General features: G+C 62.5%; 27 protein-coding genes and 1 riboswitch. Of the genes, 22 read left to right on the top strand and 5 right to left on the bottom strand.

Translation table 11 applies throughout. The annotated features are described in order from the left end of the window. Positions 1-46: 46 nt before the first annotated feature. The 19 genes from ACQ4MM_RS12700 (at position 47) to ACQ4MM_RS12610 (ending at position 13,225) form a co-directional block, all read left to right on the top strand. Positions 47-1,294 carry an efflux RND transporter periplasmic adaptor subunit gene (locus ACQ4MM_RS12700; protein WP_431477703.1) on the top strand — a complete coding sequence of 416 codons (1,248 nt, stop codon included), beginning with the start codon at positions 47-49 and terminating at the stop codon, positions 1,292-1,294. After that, positions 1,291-1,953, top strand: coding sequence for an ABC transporter ATP-binding protein (locus ACQ4MM_RS12695; RefSeq protein ID WP_431477702.1), 663 nt, complete (start codon positions 1,291-1,293; stop codon positions 1,951-1,953). Before ACQ4MM_RS12700 ends, ACQ4MM_RS12695 begins: the two co-directional genes overlap by 4 nt. Before the next feature lie 9 nt (positions 1,954-1,962). Beyond that, on the top strand, positions 1,963-3,219 hold the full coding sequence (locus ACQ4MM_RS12690) for an ABC transporter permease (RefSeq protein WP_431477701.1): 1,257 nt from the start codon (positions 1,963-1,965) through the stop codon (positions 3,217-3,219). After that, positions 3,219-4,421, top strand: a complete 1,203-nt coding sequence (locus ACQ4MM_RS12685) for an ABC transporter permease (RefSeq protein WP_431477700.1) — start codon at positions 3,219-3,221, stop codon at positions 4,419-4,421. Before ACQ4MM_RS12690 ends, ACQ4MM_RS12685 begins: the two co-directional genes overlap by 1 nt. A gap of 9 nt (positions 4,422-4,430) precedes the next feature. Next, entirely contained in the window at positions 4,431-5,816 is a 1,386-nt protein-coding gene (locus ACQ4MM_RS12680) for a sigma-54-dependent transcriptional regulator (protein WP_431477699.1), read from the top strand. 28 nt (positions 5,817-5,844) lie between these two features. Beyond that, complete coding sequence (locus ACQ4MM_RS12675) at positions 5,845-6,456, top strand: hypothetical protein (RefSeq protein ID WP_431477698.1); 612 nt, start codon at positions 5,845-5,847, stop codon at positions 6,454-6,456. A gap of 27 nt (positions 6,457-6,483) precedes the next feature. Then, entirely contained in the window at positions 6,484-7,164 is a 681-nt protein-coding gene (locus ACQ4MM_RS12670) for a sensor histidine kinase (RefSeq protein ID WP_431477697.1), read from the top strand. 100 nt (positions 7,165-7,264) lie between these two features. Next, a complete protein-coding gene (locus ACQ4MM_RS12665) occupies positions 7,265-7,834 on the top strand; it encodes a PEP-CTERM sorting domain-containing protein (RefSeq protein WP_431477696.1) in 570 nt (189 codons plus the stop codon). 31 nt (positions 7,835-7,865) lie between these two features. Beyond that, positions 7,866-8,876: a pectate lyase family protein gene (locus ACQ4MM_RS12660; protein ID WP_431477695.1), complete on the top strand. Its 1,011-nt coding sequence runs from the start codon at positions 7,866-7,868 to the stop codon at positions 8,874-8,876. Between the two features lie 258 nt (positions 8,877-9,134). Further along, positions 9,135-9,518 (top strand): hypothetical protein, encoded by a 384-nt coding sequence (locus ACQ4MM_RS12655; RefSeq protein WP_431477694.1) that lies wholly within the window; start codon positions 9,135-9,137, stop codon positions 9,516-9,518. A gap of 134 nt (positions 9,519-9,652) precedes the next feature. Beyond that, positions 9,653-10,135 (top strand): hypothetical protein, encoded by a 483-nt coding sequence (locus ACQ4MM_RS12650; protein ID WP_431477693.1) that lies wholly within the window; start codon positions 9,653-9,655, stop codon positions 10,133-10,135. A gap of 149 nt (positions 10,136-10,284) precedes the next feature. Beyond that, positions 10,285-10,839: a hypothetical protein gene (locus ACQ4MM_RS12645; protein WP_431477692.1), complete on the top strand. Its 555-nt coding sequence runs from the start codon at positions 10,285-10,287 to the stop codon at positions 10,837-10,839. Between the two features lie 166 nt (positions 10,840-11,005). Further along, positions 11,006-11,212, top strand: coding sequence for a hypothetical protein (locus tag ACQ4MM_RS12640; protein WP_431477691.1), 207 nt, complete (start codon positions 11,006-11,008; stop codon positions 11,210-11,212). A gap of 362 nt (positions 11,213-11,574) precedes the next feature. Continuing rightward, complete coding sequence (locus ACQ4MM_RS12635; protein WP_431477690.1) at positions 11,575-11,856, top strand: histidine phosphatase family protein; 282 nt, start codon at positions 11,575-11,577, stop codon at positions 11,854-11,856. Beyond that, positions 11,789-11,947 carry a histidine phosphatase family protein gene (locus ACQ4MM_RS12630; protein ID WP_431477689.1) on the top strand — a complete coding sequence of 53 codons (159 nt, stop codon included), beginning with the start codon at positions 11,789-11,791 and terminating at the stop codon, positions 11,945-11,947. Before ACQ4MM_RS12635 ends, ACQ4MM_RS12630 begins: the two co-directional genes overlap by 68 nt. Continuing rightward, the gene (locus tag ACQ4MM_RS12625) at positions 11,902-12,342 is read left to right on the top strand and encodes a histidine phosphatase family protein (protein WP_431477806.1); all 441 of its coding nucleotides are present in this window, start codon (positions 11,902-11,904) and stop codon (positions 12,340-12,342) included. The genes ACQ4MM_RS12630 and ACQ4MM_RS12625 overlap by 46 nt, the downstream gene beginning before the upstream one ends. After that, a complete protein-coding gene (locus tag ACQ4MM_RS12620) occupies positions 12,339-12,494 on the top strand; it encodes a hypothetical protein (RefSeq protein WP_431477688.1) in 156 nt (51 codons plus the stop codon). Before ACQ4MM_RS12625 ends, ACQ4MM_RS12620 begins: the two co-directional genes overlap by 4 nt. Then, positions 12,466-12,702 (top strand): hypothetical protein, encoded by a 237-nt coding sequence (locus tag ACQ4MM_RS12615; RefSeq protein ID WP_431477687.1) that lies wholly within the window; start codon positions 12,466-12,468, stop codon positions 12,700-12,702. The genes ACQ4MM_RS12620 and ACQ4MM_RS12615 overlap by 29 nt, the downstream gene beginning before the upstream one ends. A gap of 208 nt (positions 12,703-12,910) precedes the next feature. Then, positions 12,911-13,225 (top strand): NAD(P)H-hydrate dehydratase, encoded by a 315-nt coding sequence (locus tag ACQ4MM_RS12610; protein WP_431477686.1) that lies wholly within the window; start codon positions 12,911-12,913, stop codon positions 13,223-13,225. Positions 13,226-13,698: 473 nt separating this feature from the next. Here ACQ4MM_RS12610 and ACQ4MM_RS12605 read toward each other — a convergent pair whose 3' ends face one another. The 3 genes from ACQ4MM_RS12605 to ACQ4MM_RS12595 are packed head-to-tail and all read right to left on the bottom strand — an operon-like array spanning position 13,699 to position 14,682. After that, positions 13,699-14,241: a hypothetical protein gene (locus tag ACQ4MM_RS12605; protein ID WP_431477685.1), complete on the bottom strand. Its 543-nt coding sequence runs from the start codon at positions 14,239-14,241 to the stop codon at positions 13,699-13,701. Continuing rightward, positions 14,192-14,404 carry a hypothetical protein gene (locus tag ACQ4MM_RS12600; protein WP_431477684.1) on the bottom strand — a complete coding sequence of 71 codons (213 nt, stop codon included), beginning with the start codon at positions 14,402-14,404 and terminating at the stop codon, positions 14,192-14,194. Before ACQ4MM_RS12600 ends, ACQ4MM_RS12605 begins: the two co-directional genes overlap by 50 nt. Then, positions 14,398-14,682, bottom strand: a complete 285-nt coding sequence (locus ACQ4MM_RS12595; RefSeq protein ID WP_431477683.1) for a hypothetical protein — start codon at positions 14,680-14,682, stop codon at positions 14,398-14,400. The genes ACQ4MM_RS12600 and ACQ4MM_RS12595 overlap by 7 nt, the downstream gene beginning before the upstream one ends. Between ACQ4MM_RS12595 and ACQ4MM_RS12590 the strand changes: the two genes are divergently transcribed. Continuing rightward, positions 14,672-14,851, top strand: a complete 180-nt coding sequence (locus tag ACQ4MM_RS12590; RefSeq protein WP_431477682.1) for a hypothetical protein — start codon at positions 14,672-14,674, stop codon at positions 14,849-14,851. The two genes, ACQ4MM_RS12595 and ACQ4MM_RS12590, sit on opposite strands and share 11 nt — an antisense overlap. 310 nt (positions 14,852-15,161) lie before the next feature. Here the strand turns inward: ACQ4MM_RS12590 and ACQ4MM_RS12585 are convergent, their stop codons facing one another. Both ACQ4MM_RS12585 and ACQ4MM_RS12580 read right to left on the bottom strand, forming a co-directional pair. After that, positions 15,162-15,542, bottom strand: a complete 381-nt coding sequence (locus tag ACQ4MM_RS12585) for a hypothetical protein (RefSeq protein WP_431477681.1) — start codon at positions 15,540-15,542, stop codon at positions 15,162-15,164. Between the two features lie 145 nt (positions 15,543-15,687). Then, on the bottom strand, positions 15,688-16,014 hold the full coding sequence (locus tag ACQ4MM_RS12580; RefSeq protein WP_431477680.1) for a hypothetical protein: 327 nt from the start codon (positions 16,012-16,014) through the stop codon (positions 15,688-15,690). Positions 16,015-16,217: 203 nt separating this feature from the next. Here ACQ4MM_RS12580 and ACQ4MM_RS12575 point away from each other — a divergent pair, with 203 nt between their 5' ends. Together ACQ4MM_RS12575 and ACQ4MM_RS12570 are read left to right on the top strand one after the other, a co-directional pair. Beyond that, positions 16,218-16,859 carry a GNAT family N-acetyltransferase gene (locus ACQ4MM_RS12575; protein ID WP_431477679.1) on the top strand — a complete coding sequence of 214 codons (642 nt, stop codon included), beginning with the start codon at positions 16,218-16,220 and terminating at the stop codon, positions 16,857-16,859. 6 nt (positions 16,860-16,865) lie between these two features. Beyond that, complete coding sequence (locus ACQ4MM_RS12570) at positions 16,866-17,201, top strand: hypothetical protein (RefSeq protein ID WP_431477678.1); 336 nt, start codon at positions 16,866-16,868, stop codon at positions 17,199-17,201. Between the two features lie 135 nt (positions 17,202-17,336). After that, a riboswitch (SAM-I-IV-variant riboswitch) is annotated at positions 17,337-17,441 on the top strand. The last annotated feature ends 12 nt before the right edge of the window (positions 17,442-17,453 follow it).

The following is a 17,453-nucleotide window of genomic DNA, read 5'->3' as shown; positions in this document are numbered from 1 at the left end:
AAACATGCGGTTTCCAGGGTGGCACGGAGTTTGCAATGTCCCTGTCATGGACCAAGCAATCAACCCCTCAATCATCAAGCGCCGCCGGCGTGCCACGCTTCTATCAACAGGTGCTGCCCTAGCGATGGTTTGCGCCACCGTGTGGGCAGTTAGTCGTGCGGTGGCGCCAAGTGCGGCCGCCAGCGATCTGAATATCGCCGAAGTACGCCAGGGCAGCATCGCCGACACCATTGGAGCTGCGGGTGTCGTGGTGCCGGTGCATGAGGAGCAGGTGCCCAGCCCGATCCAGACCCGTATCGCTAAAGTCCACGCACGCCCAGGCCAGCAAGTCAGCGCCGGCACCTTGCTGTTGGAATTGGACAACCAGTCCGTGAAGCTGGAACTGGAGCGGCTGAAAGAACAATTGGCGCAGCAGGATAACCGCATCCAGGTCCTGCGCCTGGAGCAGGAGCAAAAGCGCAAGCAGCTGGCCAGCAGCAACGAACTGCTGCAACTGGACCTGCAATCCACGCGAGCCAAACTGCTGCGTTCGCAAACCCTGCGCCAGCACGGCGGTGTGTCTGCGGAAGACCTGCTGGCGGCGGAATTGAACGTCAAGCGCAACGAGATCCAGTTGCGCCAGCAGCAGGAACAAGTGGAGGACGTACGGCGCGCCACCGCCAGCAATATCGAAGGCGCGCAGCTGCAGCAAAGCATCCTGCGCAAGCAGTTCGCGCAGCAGGAAGAGCTGCTGGCCCGAACCCAGGTGCGAGCTCCTTTCGACGGCATGCTGACCTGGTTGCTGCAGGATGAAGGCGCCGCTGTGGCGACTGGCCAACTTGTGGCGCGCGTGTCCGACCTGCACAACTACCGAGTGGAGGCCACGCTGTCGGACTTTCATGCCCGGCGTGTAGAACCGGGCCAGCCAGTGCTGGTAGAACAAGGCGCCCTTCAATTGCACGGCAAGGTGCACACCATCCTGCCCGAGATCCAGGACGGCACCGTCAAGCTGCTGGTCACGCTCGACCAGCCAAATCACCCGCAACTGCGCAACAAGCTGCGCGTAGACGCGAATATTGTCGCAGCTCGAAAGGATGCCGCACTGGTGGTGGCACGCGGCCCCGCCTTCAACGGCCGCGGCCAACAGGCCATCTTCCTTGTCGACGGCTCAACGGCGCACAAGGCGACGGTGAATATCGGTGCCAGCGACGGCAAACAGGTTGAAATCCTTGCCGGTGCGCGCGCCGGTGAGCGCATCATCATTTCCGACACTTCACGCTTCAAAGACTACGACACCATCAGGATTGCCCAATGATCAAACTCGAACAAATCAGCAAGACCTACCATACCGACAAGGTGCAAACGCTGGCCTTGAAGGGTATCGACCTGCACGTCCAGAAGTCCGAATTCGTCTGCATCATGGGCCCTAGCGGGTGCGGCAAGAGCACCCTGCTGAACATCATCGGCCTATTGGATCGTCCCGGCGCCGGCGCCATCCGTATCGGAGGCGAGCTGGTTCAGTCGTACAAGGACAAACATGTGGCGCGCCTGCGCAACGATACCTTCGGCTTCATCTTCCAGAGCTTCCACCTGATTAACGACCTGCGTGTGATCGACAACGTGGAGCTGCCGCTGCTCTATCGCAGCATGCCCGGCAGCGAACGCCGCGAACGGGCACGCGCGGCGCTGGAAAAGGTCGGCCTCGGCGCGCGAATGGAGCATTACCCGAACCAGCTTTCCGGCGGCCAGCAGCAGCGCGTCGCCATCGCGCGGGCCATGGTCGGCCAGCCCGACGTCCTCCTGGCTGATGAACCGACCGGCAACCTGGATAGCAAGATGGGCGCGGAAGTGATGGACATCCTTCTCAAGCTGAACGAAGAAGGCACCACCGTCGTCATGGTCACCCACGACGAAGCAGAAGCCCGCCGCGCCCACCGCATCGTGCGCGTCTTCGACGGCCAACTGGTGGCATAAGGAGCGGACATGCTGAAGAATTACCTGCTCACGGCGTGGAACGTATTCCAGCGCCGCAAACTGTTCACCGCCATCAACCTGGCTTGCATTGTACTGACGCTGGTGGTGCTGCTGGTCGTCACCGCCATGCTACAGGAGGCGTTCTACCCTTCCGGTGTCGAGCATCGCAGCAATCGCTTCCTGCAGGTTCACATGATCGAAGCCACCAACGAAAAACACACGGCTCTCAGCCGCAGCCCACTTGGCTACCGCGTGATCGAAAAGTATCTGAAGCCGATGCCGGGCGTGGAGATGGTTGCTGCAGTCACGGGAGTTGAGCCGACAGCCGTAATCATGAATGACGTCAGCACAGAACTGAATATGCGCCATGCCGATGCCGAGTACTGGCGGGTAATGGATTTCAAGGTGCTGGCCGGCCGCGTGCCGAACGAAGACGATGTGGCGCAAGGCCGCATGGTGGCTGTGCTGGCGCGCTCCATGGCGCTCAAGCTGTTCGGCGATCCCGCCCCCCTGGGGCGCAAACTGGAAACTGGTGGCCAAACCTTTACCGTTATAGGTGTGGTGCAGGATGCGCTGCACCTGAACGCCTATGCCGACCTGTGGGTACCAGTCACCACTTACCCGAATACGACTTACCGACACCAGATGACGGGCCGCTTCTTTGCCTTGCTGCTGGCGCGCAGCCCGGACGACCTGCCTGCCATCCGAGCAGAAGTGCAGCGCATTGCCGCGCGCATGGACTTCGCCGGTGATCCGGAATTCTCCTCAGGCCAGATCTGGGCCGACAGCAAAGTCGATATGTTTGCGCGCACCCTCACCAGCAGCAAAGACACTAATCCTGACGCCGGTGGTGTGGGCGGCGCCAGCCTGATTCTGGGCGGGGTGACCTTGCTGATGCTGCTGTTCATGCTGTTGCCCGCGCTGAACCTGGTGAACCTGAATGTCGGCCGCATCATGGAACGCAGCACCGAAATCGGCGTGCGCAAGGCCTTTGGCGCCAGCAATCGCCAACTTGCGGCGCAGCTGATATTGGAAAATGTGCTGCTATGCCTGGCCGGTGGCGCTATCGCGCTGGTGCTTGCGGCAGGTGTCCTGTGGTGGCTGGAAGCATCCGGCCCCATCCCCTACCTGAAAGTCGGCATCAACTTCGCAGTCTTCGCCTGGGGACTCTTGATCACCGTCGTCTTTGGCGTGCTCTCCGGCCTCGTACCGGCATTGAAGATGTCCCGCCTTGACCCTGTCCATGCATTGAAGGGAGCTGCTTGATGCTGCGCCATTTACTGAAACTGACCTGGAAGCGCAAGACGCGCAATATGCTGCTCAGTTTGGAGATCATGCTGGCATTCGTGATCGTGTTCGCCATTGCCGCCACCGGCACGCGCTATTGGCAGCTGTATCATCAGCCGCTCGGCTTCCAATATGCGGATGTGTGGGCGGTGCAATTGCAGCCGCCGAACGGTAACCAGGCCAGCCGCACTGAGGGAGTCCATGATCGTTTCCTGCGCGCGCTGACAGCCATGCCGCAGGTGGAGAACGCCGCTTTGACGACCTTTCCCTTGTTTCAGGATGCCAGTATGGTCAGCCGAATTGCCCTGCCCGACGGCAGCCGGAATGTGCGCGCCGACTTGACGGAAGCCAGTGACCAATTCTGGACGACCATGGGCATGAAGCTTGATGACGGCCGCTGGCCATCGCAGCAGGATGCCGGTGCGGACGCCATTGCGACTGTTGTGAACCGGCGCTTGGCCGAAGAGCTATTCCCCGGCACTTCGCCGCTGGACAAGGTGGTAGTCGCCGAATCGAGCGATCCGAAGAACGCGAGCCGTTTTCGCATCGTCGGTGTAATTGAGGACTTCCGCGGCAAGGGGGAATTCATGTCGCCCCGTCCCGTCATACTGTTCCGCCACGCCGAACTCAATGGCGTCAAGTTGCAGATGACGCTCGTGGTCAAAATGCGTCCCGGCACGCCGCGCTCCTTCGAGCTGGACCTGCAACGCCAGCTCAAACAGGTACGCAATGACTGGAGCTACACCATCAATCCATTGTCCGAATTGCGTGCCTCGCAGTTGGAAGTGCAGCTGGTGCCGCTCAAGGTACTGGCAGTGATCGCCTCCTTTTTGCTGGCAATGGTGGGCTTTGGACTGTTCGGCGTGCTGTGGCAAAACACCACGCGCCGCATTCCGGAAATCGGCCTGCGCCGCGCCATGGGCGCCACCGCGGCCGGCATCTCGCGCCAGATCGTGGCCGAACAACGGCTCCTTAGCAGCGTGGCGATGACGGCCGGCCTGGCACTGCTGGTGCAACTGCCCTTGACCGGCGCCCTCGGCGAGGCACTGAGCTGGCAGGTGTTCACCGGTGCGGCCGCCCTTTCAATGGGCGTTATCTATCTGCTATCCTTGCTGTGCGCCCTGTATCCTGGTTGGCGCGCCAGCCGGCTCCATCCTGCCGCAGCCCTGCACCACGAATAATAGGAAGACATGCGCCGCATCTTGATTGTTGACGACGACAGCGCCGTTCAGGTTTCGCTGCAACTGCTGCTGAAACAGGCCGGGTATGAAGCGCGCTGCTGCGACGATCCGCAGCAGGCCATGCAGGCGCTTGCCGGAAGTCAGTTTGACCTGGTGCTGCAGGATATGAACTTCTCGCTGCAAACCAGCGGCGAGGAAGGCTTGTCGCTGCTCTCCAGCATCCGCGCCACCCACCCCTCCCTGCCAGTATTGTTGATGACAGCCTGGGGTTCAATTACGCTGGCGGTGAAAGGCATGCAGGCCGGCGCCGCCAATTTTTTCACCAAGCCCTGGGACAATGCGCAGTTGCTGGAACTGGTGCGCACCACGCTGGCGGCCATGCCGCAACAGGCTGGCGACGGACCCACACGCGGTGAGCTCGATCGCCAGTTCGACTTCGCCAACATCATCGGCGAGCATCCCAAATTGCTGCGCGTGCTGGCGACCATCGGCCAGGTGGCGGCCACCCGAGCGCCGGTTCTGATCCTGGGTGAAAGCGGCTGCGGCAAGGAACTGGTGGCCGATGCCATCCACCGCAACAGTCCGCGCGCTGCACTGGCGCCGGTCAAGATCAATATGGGCGCCGTCACGCCAAGCCTGTTCGAAAGCGAAATGTTCGGCCACGTGAAAGGCGCCTTTACCGATGCACGCAGTGACCGGCGCGGCCATTTCGCCACGGCCAATGGCAGCACCTTGTTCCTCGACGAGATCGGCGAATTGCAGCGGCCCGACCAGGTGAAGCTGCTGCGCGTATTGCAGGACCAGACTTTCACGCCGGTTGGCGCCAGCCGCAGCGAGCAAGCGGACGTGCGCGTGGTCACCGCCACCAATCGCGAGCTGGCGGAGATGGTCGCCGATGGCAGCTTCCGCGAGGACCTGTTCTACCGCCTTAACCTGATCACCATCCGCCTGCCGGCGCTGCGTGAACGGCGCTCCGATATCCCTCTTCTGGTGCGGCACATCCTCGGCACGGTCGCCAGCAGCTACGGCCTGCCGCCTGCCAGCGTCACGCCTTCCGCCATGGAGTGGCTGATGGCGCAGCCATGGCCTGGCAATATCCGCCAATTGCGGCAGACGCTGGAGCGCACCATGCTATTGGCTGGCCGCGCCCTGCTCGACAAGCCAGATTTCGTCGCCGCCAGCGCGCACGAGGAAGGCGGCAGCCAGCGCCTCGGTGTCGATGGCATGACGCTGGACCAGGTCGAGCGGCTGATGATCGGTAAAGCCATGGAACAGCACCAAGGCAATATCACACGCGTCGCCGCCACGCTCGGCCTGTCGCGCGCAGCCTTGTACCGGCGCCTGGAGCGTCATGGCATGAGCGTTGCTGAGCCCGTGTCCCACCATGGGGCCTGACCCCATGGTGGGACACGGGCTCAGCGGTATGCGTTTGCGGTTTTTTGCCTATCTGGCGGTGCTGCATGCGCTGCTGTTCGGGCTGGCCTTCGTTCAACTGCGGGAGTGGCCGTGGCTGTTCATTGGTGTCGAGGTGGTGCTGGCGGGCAGCCTGCTGCTTGGCGTGCGCTTGCTGCGGCGTGCGCTGGAGCCGCTTGGCTACACCCAGCGCCTGCGCGAGCTGCTGCAAGACCAGGATTACGCTGCGCGCCTGCACGACAGCGGTAGCGGTAGCGGCAGCGATGAACTAAGCCAGTTGCTTGGCCAGTTCAATGCCCTGCTCGATACGCTGCATGCCGAACGCCTGCGCGTCGGCGAGCAGCAAGGCTTCCTGGACCGGTTGCTGGAGGCCACGCCGAGCGCGGTCATCGTCTTCGATTTCGACGGCCGCGTGTCCTTGCTGAACCCCAGCGCCCAGGCCCTGCGCCATCGCGAGCACCTGCTGTTGCAACTGGAAACCCTGCCCGATGGCGCCAGCACCATGCTGTCCGATCCGGATGGCCGCCGATATCGCGGCCAGCGCGGCCAGTTCTACGACCGCGGCTTCGCGCGCCGGTTCCTACTGCTGGAAGAACTGACCGAGGAACTGCAAAGCTCCTAGCGTGCATCCTACGAAAAGCTGGTTCGCGTGCTGGGTCATGAGGTGAACAACACCGTGGCCGCTACCGGCTCCGTGCTGGAATCGCTACTGTTCTACCGTCGCCAGCTGGCCGCCTCGGACGGCGAAGATTTCGCTACCGCGATCGGCGCAGTCAGGCGCCGCAACGCCAGCCTCGGCGAGTTCATCGAACGCTTTGCCCACGTCGCCAAGTTGCCCGCGCCCGAGCTGCGTCCCTGCGCCGTGCAGGACGTGGTGGAAGACATCCTTTACCTGTATCGCGAACCGTGCCGCAGCCGTGGCATCAGCATCGGCTGGCGCCGGCGCGACGCCGCCGCCCCGCTGCCACTGGACCGCCACCTGATCGAGCAAGCCTTGCAGAACCTTGTCAAGAACGCGATGGAGGCCGCCGACGCCACGCAGCAGGAGCGCGGCGGCAGTGCCTCCATCGCACTCGAACTGGTGCGCGAAGATGGCAGCGTGCGGCTGTCCGTCATCGATTCCGGTGCGCGCCTGGCTGGCGTGCCTGCCAGCCAGTTGTTCACCCCCTTCTTCAGCACCAAGAAAGGCGGCCAGGGCATCGGCCTGCTGCTGGTGCGTGAGGTGCTGCTGCGGCACGGCTTCGCGCACCGACTGGCCCCTAACGAGGCCGGCGAGACCTCCTTCGACATCTGGTTTCCCATAGTGTTCCCGCAAAGCAACGTAGCCTGACCGCATCACATTTGGCCTGATTAATTGAAATATTGGTCAGGCCAATATAAGATTAGCCGTGCCGTTCAGGCACGCCTATTCAGCCCCACCGGAGCACACAATGAAAAGAACCATAATGGAGACATTGGTGGCTGCCGTACTCGCCACCGGAATTGCACACGCAGCACCGCTACCTTTACAGGACGCCGTGATCACGGCCACGTACAACGGCTCGGCCGACGCCATCGTCGGCCTCGACCATCTGTTCCAGCTTGAACCGGGTTCCAACACTACCGCCCTTGATCCATCGGGCACCGGCGTCGAATTCCTCAGCGCCGATGCCATGTTCGGCTTCGACTTCGATGCCAGCGGCCTGTTAACCGTGATCGCAAACAGCGCCATCACGCCGGGCACATACAAGTTCCACTTCGATTTTGGCGATACCCTGGCCGCACCGCTGACAGGCTTCAAGCTGCTCGATGGCGGCGGCATTGGCGGACTGCCGGTACTGTCGCTGGGCGCCAGCGGCAAGTCGATCGACATCGACCTGACCGGCACCACCTGGGCCGAATTTAGCAGCTTGACCGCCCGACTGGATGCCGCCGCCGTGCCGGAGCCTGGCAGCGCGGCACTGATGCTGGGCGGATTTGCGGCGTTGGCAGCAAGCCGCCGCCGTACACGCCGCAGCTAACACAGCTTCCCTTCCCTCCAAGGAGAATCATATGGAACTCAAAGGTTTCAGGATCGCGCTCGCCCTGCTTGCGGCGCTCTGCCTGCCCGCGCGGGCGGCCGACGACCCGGCGCGCATTGCCGCCCCGGCCGATGGCTGGGCAAACCAGGCCGGCGGCACTGCCGGCGGTTCGGCCGCCATTGCTTCGCAAATCTACAGCGTTGCCAACCGCTCCCAGTTGGTCAACGCGATCAATAACGGCGGCATCAATCCCAAGATCATCAAGATCACCGGCACCATCGACATGACCGAAGGCGTGCCTTATGCGAATACCGGAGACCAGGCCATCCGCGGCGCCATTCGCCTGAAAAGCAATACCACGCTGATCGGCGCAGGAGCCGGCGCAGACATCGTCAACGGCCATATCCAGCTGGTCGGCGTTTCGCAAATCATCATCCGTAACCTGAAGATCGTCGCGCCCTGCGATGTAGGGCCGGTGTGGGATCCGACCGATGGCGCCAACGGCGCGTGGAATTCGGCCTACGATGCGATCGGCGTTTCCGGCTCCGACCATATCTGGATCGACCACAACACCTTCACCGATACGCCGATGACCGACAACCTGCTGCCAACCGAAAACGGGCAGCTCAAACAGTGCCATGACGGTGCGGTCGACATCACCAACGCATCCGACTACGTGACCGTGTCGTACAACGTGTTCGGTGAGCACCACAAGAACAATCTTATCGGTTCTGGCGACGGCGCCACGGCCGACGAAGGCAAGCTGCGGGTCACTTTCAGCAACAACGTATTCCGCAACGTGTCGAGCCGTGCCCCGCGCGTGCGCTACGGCCAGGTCCACCTGTTCAACAACTATTTCGCCGGCAGCCGCAACGCCGCCGTGTACGCGAACCTGTACAGCGTCGGCGCCGGTTTCAACTCGAAAATCCTGTCGCATTCGAATGTATTCGAGATCACCGGCGCCCAGGGCTGCGGCAGCGTCGTGGTCAATCCGGGCGGCGCGGCCCACCGGCACTTTCAAGGACAAGCGGCTCGCTGTTGAATGGCACCCTGCTGGGCGGCTGCACCATCAACAATAACGTGACGTGGACGCCGCCCTATGCGTACAGCGTGCGTCCGACCTCCCTGGTGAAAGCCAACGCCCTGGCACAAGCCGGCGCCGGCAAGCTGTCCACCAGTATCAGCGGCACGGGCGACACCAGCGGCACGCCGATCCTTACCCTGAACCTGCCCGCCGAGCGGCCTGTATTTCTGCGACGACTTCCAGTCCGGCACCTCCGCCAACTGGGATCTGCTGCCGGTGGCCGGCCCCAACGGCAGCTTCAGCGTCAAGGCCGAAGCAGTCGGGGCAACGAATATGCTGATGCAGTACACAGCCGCCACGACCGGCGGCGTACTGGCCCTGTTGAAGCCTGCCGCCATGGCCAAGGTGCCCAGCGGAGACTATTTCGTCGAAGCACGCATCAAGCCGCAGACCAACAGCACCACCGGCAACAAGCAGCTCTACCTGATTACGCGCTACAACCAACGCCACCAATTGGTACGGCGCCGGCCTGAACGTGCAGAACGCGAACACCAGCACCCAGGTCGAAATCGCAAAAATGCTGAACGGCGCACTATCCCGGCCCAAGCAGGTACGCAAGGCAATCAATATGGATTCGGTGTTCTACACCGTGCGCTTTGAGATGATCGGCAGCACGCTGACGGTCTACCTCGATGGTGAATCGCTCGGTTCCGTCACTGACACCGCCTTCAGCGCGCGGGGACTGGTTGGACTGTACACCGCCAACAAATCATTCCAGATCGACGATGTGCGGATTGGCGATCCAAGCCCTGAAGCCCTCGCAACTGACGCTGAATCCCGCCACCACCAGCTACACCGCCGAAGCGGGCGATGCTCCATTGCAGTTGGCCGTTACCGCCCTCAAGCCGGACGGCACGATCGATGGCTTTGCTGCCAGCTCCAGCAACCCGGCAGTGCTGGCGGTCGGCGTCAGCGGCAACACGCTCGTGCTGACGCCTGTCGGTGCAGGCAACGCCACGGTGCGCGTGACCTGCGACAGCGATCCAACACTGGTGCGCTTGATCAGCGCCACCATCGGCGCGCAATTCGTGCAGCCAACCCAGACCTATACACTGGCCGACCGGGCATCGCCCGCCGCAGCGCAAGGCGTAAGCGCACGTCGACACTGGCCTGCGGCTGGCGTTCGACAGCACGCCGGCATTGGGCACCGGCGGCACTATCCGCATCTTCCGCAAGATGGACGATGCGCTGGTCGACGTGATCAAGCTGTCCGGTGAGACCGATGAACTGGGCTATCCTGGCCAGGCCGCGGTGCGCAAGGTGAATACCAACCCGGTCACCATCAACGGCAACGTCGTGACGATCAAGCCGCAACAACGGCAAGCTGGCCTACGGCACCGAATATTATGTCGCGATTGCCAACGGCGTGTTCAATGGCACATCGCTGGGCGGAACGCCGTTTGTAGGCATCGGCAAGCTCGGTAACTGGTCCTTCACGACCAGGCCCGCGGCACCGTCCGGACCGGATCTCGTGGTCGGTGCAGATCCCGACAGCGACTTCGCCACCGTTCAGGGCGCGCTGAATTTCCTGATGCAGAACGTGGACAAGGCCACGCCGGCCACTGTCACCATCCGCAACGGCAGTTATAACGAACTGCTCTACCTGCGCGGCAAGGACAATGTGACGCTGCGCGGCGAAAGCCGCGACGGCGCAGTCATCCAGTACGCCAACTACGACACACTCAACCCGGGCACCGGCGCCAGCCAGGCTCCCGGCACCAGCGCCACCGCCGCCGGCGGGCGCTCCGTCATGCTGGTGGAAACCTCGGACATGCTGCTGCTCGACACCCTCACCCTGCGCAACACGACCCTGCGCGCCGCCAACATCTCGGCGCAAAGCGGAAACGCTCTACTTCAACAACGACAACGGCCGCCTGATTGCGCGCGACACCCGCCTTCTACAGTGAGCAGGACACGTTGAACCTGAAAGGCTGGTCCTGTGTTCTACCGCACGCTGGTGGCCGGAAATGTCGACTTCATCTGGGGCGGCAGCCGTGCCGCACTGTTTGAAGAAAGCGAAATCCGCTCGGTCGGCGACACCACCAGCGCCAGCAGCGGCGGGTACATCCTGCAGGCCCGCGTGCCGAATGCCACCGACAAAGGCTACGTCTTCCTCAACAGCCCGCCTGACGCACGGCCCCGGCCCTGGCCCGGCACACGGAGACGTACCGGCCGGCGCCACCTACCTGGCCCGCAGCTCCGGCAACGCAAGCGTATGGGACAGCATCGCCTTCATCAAACTGCCAGAATGGATAGCCACATTGCCGCAGTCGGCTGGGCCGGGTCCGGCGTGAACGGCCAACCTGCGCCCAACCCGTCAGTGTCCAACGCCACCAGCGGTTGGCGGCGAATACGGCAGCACCGACCTGCTCGGCAATCCCCTCAACCTGGGCGCCCGCGCCGGCGGCTACCAGCTCAGCGCATCCGACGTCGCCGCCGGCTTCGCCACCCGAGCCCAGATCTTCGCCGCCTACAACAACGGCGCAGGCTGGAACCCATAACAAGCAGCACCAGCCGAGCCCGTGTCACACCTTGGGGCCAGACCCCAAGGTGTGACACGGACGCGACCGTAGATCTTGCCGCTGGGGATTGTGTGCCGCCCCGCCATCGCATCCGCTTACCATAAGCTTTTGGCTATCCACCGAAAAGGTATGCGATGGAGCAAAAATGGCCGCAACAGATCTGGCTCGTGCGGCACGGCCAGAGCGCCGGCAACGTGGCGCGCGACGCCGCCACGGCTGCCAATGAGTTTCTGATCGACATTGCCGAGCGCGATGTCGATGTCCCGCTTTCCGAGTTGGGCACGCGCCAGGCCGACGCCACTGGCGCAGTGGTTCGCGACCCTGCCGCCCGGGCAGCAGCCCAATGTCGTGCTGTACTCCCCTTACCTGCGCGCCCGCGCCACCGCGCAAGCCATACTGCAATGCCTCGGCCCTGAAGACATGCTGGCAGTGGTCTCCGACGAGCGCCTGCGCGAGAAGGAATTCGGCATTACCGACCGCCTCACGCCACTGGGTTATCGCGGATAAATACCCCGACCTGGCGGAGCAGCGCAAGCACGTCGGCAAATTCTACTTCCGCCCGCCCGGCGGTGAAAGCTGGTGCGACGGTGATCCTGCGGCTACGCAGTGTGCTCGACACCATCACCCGCGAGTACCGCCGCGAGCGCGTGCTGATCATCGGCCACCAGGTCATCGTCAATTGCTTCCGCTACCTGTTCGAACGGCTGGACGAGGAAACCATCCTCGCCGTCGACCGCGCCGCCGATGTGCCCAACTGCGGCGTCACTTCTTACCAGTTCGACCAGCAGGCGGGCAAGCGCGGCAAGCTGGTGCTGGAACTGGAAAACTTCGTCGCGCCGCTGAAAGACAGCGGTACCCCCGTTACCGACAAGCCGGATATCCCTGCCGCACCAAAACCATGAGCAATCACGCCCCGATCGACCTGAATCCCACCCTGCTTCGCGAGTGGCCCTTGCCGCAACCCGGCTTCGACGGCGACAAGGAAGCGCGCGGCCATGTGCTGGTGGTGGCCGGCTCGGCGGAAAATGCCGGGCGCCGCCATCCTGGCCGGTGAAGCCGCGCTGCGCGCCGGCGCCGGCAAGCTGACCATCGCCACCGCAGCCAGTGTCGCGCCGCATGTAGGCGCAGCCATCCCCGAAGCGCGCGTGATCAGCCTGGGCGAAACAGTGGGCCACGGATTCCAGGCCGACAGTACGCGCCGCCTCGCCGAGCTGGCAGGCAAGGCCGATGCGCCTGCTGGTCGGCCCCGGCATGGAAGATGAAGGGCAGTTGCGTGGAACTGGTGCACCACTTGCTGCAACGCTTCAGTACCATCCCCATCTGTGCTCGACGCCACTGCCATGTGTGCGGTTCATCCACGCGGTGAACCGCACCTGCTGGACGAAGCAGTCGATTGGGAGCACTTCCGTTTTTCCACACCTGTGCTGCTGACACCCCCCCGCCGGCGAGCTGGCGCGCCTGACAGGCGGCGTGCGCAGCAATATCGAACAGGAACCACATGGCGCAGCACAAACCGCCGCCGACCGCTGGAATGCCGTGGTTGCGCTGAAAGGCGCGACTACGGTGCTGGCGGACGCCGGACGGCCAAACTGTGGCAACACCAGGGCGGCAATGCCGGCCTGGCCATCTCCCGGATCAGGGGACACCCTGGCTGGCATCATCGCCGGGGCTGCTGGCTCGCGGCGCTTCGCTGGAACAGGCTGCGGCCTGGGGCGTAGTGCTGCACGCGGCCGCCGGCGAACAACTGGCGCTGCGTTGCGGCCCGCTGGGCTACCTGGCGCGTGAAATTGCAGCCGAAGTACCGGCCTTGCTGCGGGTGCTGGCTGCCAAATGAAAGGAATTTCAAGATGAACACCATGAGCAAAGCAGGGCGCCCTGTTGCTGGGCGCAGCCCTGGCCGCCGGCGTCGCCGGCTGCAAAAGCCGCACGGAAGACACGGTGCCTGCCCCGGTAACCGCGCCCGAAACCACAGCACCTACGCCGCCTCCGGTCACGCCGGCACCCATCACGCCAACCACACCGCCAGCCGACACTGTGACGCCGCCGCCGGATACGACGCTTCCGCCCGCCACCGGCCGCGACACCGGGCACCCAGCGGCACAAGCGGCACGCAGGGCACTTCCGGCGCCGGCCAGCCGCCCCGCCACCGCCCCAGACCGGATCGACCAGAAGGATACGTCAGCGCGACCGGCGCCCAATGTACTGAGGGCGGGCAGAATGTCCACTTTGGTTCCTGACCCCAAAGTGGACATTTGGTTCTATTTCGCGATCAGCAGCAGCAAGCCGCGGCCGCACACGCTGTAGGCGTAATTCTCGCCGCCAATGAAGTCTTCCGCGCCAGGCGTGCGCACCTGGCCTGCGCCTTCGGCCCAGGTGCAGCTGTCGGTCACGCGGTACCAGCTCTTGCCGGTGCCTGGCCATGGCAGAGTGAAGTTCACATTGCCGCTCCAGCCGTTGTAGGCGACGTAGATGGCGGAGGCGCTGTCGCCAAACTCGCTGCCGTCGATGCGCCAGGCAATCGCGTGATTATTGCTGTCGTTGAAGTAGGCCGCATCGGCCACCGCACCATCCGGCTTGAACCAGCGCAGTTGCTCCATCACATTGCCGTTGCCGTCTGTCGATGAATAGAAATTCGCGGGCCGCAACGCAGGGTGCGCCTTACGGAAAGCTGTCAGCCCTTTGGTGAACGCCTGGAAGCTGGACTGGTCCGACGTCCAGCTCCAGTTCTGCCAGGTGGCGACGGAGTCCAGGTTATAGGGATTGTTGTTGCAGTTGAATGCTGCGCAGCGATTCGTCGCCACCCACCATCATCGGCACACCGCCCGACAACAGCATCAGCGCCATCCCGTTGCGCGCAGCCTTGCGCTGCTCGCTCGCTACGCCGCCCTGGTCCCAGCTATTGTTGTTGTCCTCACCTCCGTCACTTGGACCGTAAGGCCCAGGCCTGGCTGTTGTTCTTAGCATTGCAGCCATACAGGTCCTTGAGCGTGAAGCCATCCGTGGGCGGTGACGAAGTTCACCGAATGCCACGGCTTGCGGCCATCATCGCCATACAGATCGCTGGAGCCCGCAAAACGGGTTGCCAGCATGCCCGGCGTGATTGCCGCCTGCCCCATTTTGTTCTGATCCTGGCGGATCGCATCGCGGTACATGCCGTTCCATTCCGCCCAGCCAGCCGGGAAGCCGCCGACCTGGTAGGAGTTGCCGCCGATCGCCCAGGGTTCGGCGGATATGGTCAACACCGCTGCCGCCCGCCGCCGCGCGTGGCGCCAATTCCGCCGCAATGCGGTTCAAGGCATTGCCACTGTCCGTTTTGTCGAAGTTGAAGCAGCCGTGCTGGCAGGTGTTGCCCAGCACCGAGGCCAGGTCGTAGCGGAAGCCGTCCACACGCCCAGCCTGTCGCGCCAATGAGCCAGCGAGTCGACGATCAGGTTTTGCGCTACCGTGTTGCGGGTGTTGTTAGTTGCCGCCCACGCCGGTGTTGTCCCAGGAGTTCTGGAAATCACTGGTCAGCGAGTAGTAGGGTCGGATTATCCAGCCCGCGCATGCCATAGATGTTGTAGGTGGTCTTGTCGGCCGGCAGTCCACTGGCCGCCCTCGCCCGTGTGGTTGTAGACCACGTCGATGCTACACCTTGATGCCGTTGTCGTGGAAGGCTTTCACCATTTCCTTGAACTCGCGGGTCGGGCCGCCGGCTGTCTTGTCGTAGCTGTAGCGGCGATCAGGGGCGAAGTAGTTCAGGGTCATATAGCCCCAATAGTTGTCGCCCGTGTTGGAGTTCGGATCGGCATCGTTGGTTGTCGTTCTGAGTCTCCTGCACCGGCAGGAAATTCGACCCGCGGTCACTCCCAGGCTGGCCAGGTACGGCGCTTTCAGGCCGGCGCCCTTTGTAGGTACCGCGATAGGCGGCAGGAATGCCGCTGTCGCTCCTGGTCAGTCCGCGCACGTGGGCTTCGTACACGATGTCGTCCTTGAAGGCGCGAGTCGGCTTGGTACCGATCGACTGGGTATCGCCCTGCAGCACGATGCCTTTCGGCGCGCTGCTTCCGCTATCGATATTGCGGTACAGGGCGCCACTGGCGTAGATCGTGCCATTGCTCATGGCGGCGGTGGTCGGATCGTGGCTGATCTCCAGCGCGTACGGGTCGGTCAGCAGTTTATTGGGGTTGAAGCGGTTGCCGCTGGCGTCGACATCGGTAATGAAGCCCGTCGACGAGCCCTTGGTCCATGCAGCGCTGTACGGCCAGTTAGCTCCCCAGGCGCGATAGCCGTAGTAGACCGTGCCGGTGATGCCGTAGCTGGGCCAACTGGCTGCTAGTGACGTTCAGGCTCCAGACGCCACCGGTGCCCAATGTCATCGGCAAGCTGACTTTTTCCTGCTGGCCGGTGGCGGCGCTGTACAGGTACAGGTCGATACGCGTGGCGCGGCTGGAGTAAATCTTGAAGTTGATGCTGGATTTGGTGGCGTCGTAGGCGGCGCCAAGGTTGCTGGCATTGATGGCGGCTTCGACGACCGGGCTGCCCAACAAGGCGCAACCCAGCGTCGCCACCCGGAGGGCACGGCGAACATTCATTAATGTCTCCCTATTCTTGATTTATGTATTTTTGCTACTTGGTAGCGAATTTATTCTGCACTTTAGCTATGGTTAACTCAACTACATTGCGTGCAATATGATGTAATTGCACTACAAATGCAGAACCCGATTACCCCTGCTACACTCGGGTGCAACATTGGTAAAAACATCACCCGCTTTGCGGTGGTAACGGAGAACGCGGATTGAAGACTGTAGATATTGCACTTGTCGAGCGCTGGCTCACGGGCTGGAGTTTGTCGCGCGGGGTGCCGCTGCCACACTCACTGGATGGTGGCCTGGTTGTTGAAGTCGGCAAGCCGGAACAGCTGCGGCGCCACGTATTTCTCGATGCAGGACAAGCGCTACAGGCCTGCGCCGACCGCATACGCGATCCATTCATTTTCCTCAAAGCGGCAGTTGAGCCCCAAGTCTTGCGGCAAGCACTGCCAGCGCGCTGGCACATTGAAAGTCCCGGCTACCTCATGCTGGGACCCGCACAAGCACTAAATAATGTGGCGATGCCCCAGGGATATCAAACCTCTTTCGAAAACCAGCACGGCGCGCACGTCGTCAAAGTGATTCACGACAGCGGAGACTTGGCCGCTTCTGGACGCATTGTGCTGCACGGCCAGACCGCCATATTCGACCAAATCGAAACGGCAGAAACCCATCGACGCCGCGGCCTTGGCAGTGTGGTCATGCAATCCCTGGACTCCATCGCCAAGCAAGCCGGCATCAACGAGCGGCTTCTGGTGGCAACCGAGGATGGCCGGGCGCTCTATACCCGCCTCGGCTGGAGCGTCATTTCGCCGTGGTCGACTGCGGTACTTCCAGCGGATTGCTAAATCACCGTGCCCGCGAAAATCAAGTCGTTCAGATTCTGGTCGCTGGCATTCGGTGCCACGTCCCTGGTGCCGTTTGCCTATCTCCTTTACCAGAATTGGTTGTTCACCCAGTGGGCGCAAGAGCGCGCAAGTAACGGGGGCTTTGTCTGCGGAACTGGAATATTCCTGCTGTTCTCCTTTTGTGCCGCTGTTAGCACTGCACTGTCAGGTGCCGCCGCACTGCTCGGCTTCATCGGGTATTGCAGGATGGCGAGGCCAAGGCCAGGAAAACGACTACTGGAGATCGCGGCGATTGCGTGTGCCGCGCCGCTTGCCTTCTTCGCCAGCATCATCCTTGTTTGAGAGGTATGCACTACCCGCGTAACCATTGACAATTTATTCACCATTTGAATGATCTGTTGCTGACTCCAAAAAATTCCGCTATATTGAACACATGTTCTGTATAACGAAATTCGTTCAACGAGTTTGTTATCAACTATTCAGCATCAAGAGTCGGTTTATCCGACGCCAACCTGCCTCTCCCGGGCAAGGTGGAAGCCATCACGGCGATGCGGCCTATTAACGGCAACGAAGCGGGCGCGACATGGTTTGCTC

The sequence above is a fragment of the Massilia eburnea genome, assembly GCF_050709955.1.
Lineage (GTDB): Bacteria > Pseudomonadota > Gammaproteobacteria > Burkholderiales > Burkholderiaceae_D > Rugamonas > Rugamonas eburnea_A.
Note: the sequence above shows the minus strand (reverse complement) of the source record. Positions and strands in the feature narration are given on the sequence as shown.

Coding starts and splice junctions, on each gene's coding strand:
- ACQ4MM_RS12675 (WP_431477698.1), top strand. CDS start 5,845: ATGCGTTTGCGGTTTTTTGCCTATCTGGCGGTGCTGCATGCGCTGCTG.
- ACQ4MM_RS12590 (WP_431477682.1), top strand. CDS start 14,672: ATGGTCAACACCGCTGCCGCCCGCCGCCGCGCGTGGCGCCAATTCCGC.
- ACQ4MM_RS12700 (WP_431477703.1), top strand. CDS start 47: ATGGACCAAGCAATCAACCCCTCAATCATCAAGCGCCGCCGGCGTGCC.
- ACQ4MM_RS12665 (WP_431477696.1), top strand. CDS start 7,265: ATGAAAAGAACCATAATGGAGACATTGGTGGCTGCCGTACTCGCCACC.
- ACQ4MM_RS12635 (WP_431477690.1), top strand. CDS start 11,575: ATGGAGCAAAAATGGCCGCAACAGATCTGGCTCGTGCGGCACGGCCAG.
- ACQ4MM_RS12695 (WP_431477702.1), top strand. CDS start 1,291: ATGATCAAACTCGAACAAATCAGCAAGACCTACCATACCGACAAGGTG.
- ACQ4MM_RS12640 (WP_431477691.1), top strand. CDS start 11,006: ATGCCACCGACAAAGGCTACGTCTTCCTCAACAGCCCGCCTGACGCAC.
- ACQ4MM_RS12620 (WP_431477688.1), top strand. CDS start 12,339: ATGAGCAATCACGCCCCGATCGACCTGAATCCCACCCTGCTTCGCGAG.
- ACQ4MM_RS12585 (WP_431477681.1), bottom strand. CDS start 15,542: ATGAGCAATGGCACGATCTACGCCAGTGGCGCCCTGTACCGCAATATC.
- ACQ4MM_RS12685 (WP_431477700.1), top strand. CDS start 3,219: ATGCTGCGCCATTTACTGAAACTGACCTGGAAGCGCAAGACGCGCAAT.
- ACQ4MM_RS12600 (WP_431477684.1), bottom strand. CDS start 14,404: ATGCTAAGAACAACAGCCAGGCCTGGGCCTTACGGTCCAAGTGACGGA.
- ACQ4MM_RS12615 (WP_431477687.1), top strand. CDS start 12,466: ATGCCGGGCGCCGCCATCCTGGCCGGTGAAGCCGCGCTGCGCGCCGGC.
- ACQ4MM_RS12580 (WP_431477680.1), bottom strand. CDS start 16,014: ATGAATGTTCGCCGTGCCCTCCGGGTGGCGACGCTGGGTTGCGCCTTG.
- ACQ4MM_RS12690 (WP_431477701.1), top strand. CDS start 1,963: ATGCTGAAGAATTACCTGCTCACGGCGTGGAACGTATTCCAGCGCCGC.
- ACQ4MM_RS12660 (WP_431477695.1), top strand. CDS start 7,866: ATGGAACTCAAAGGTTTCAGGATCGCGCTCGCCCTGCTTGCGGCGCTC.
- ACQ4MM_RS12680 (WP_431477699.1), top strand. CDS start 4,431: ATGCGCCGCATCTTGATTGTTGACGACGACAGCGCCGTTCAGGTTTCG.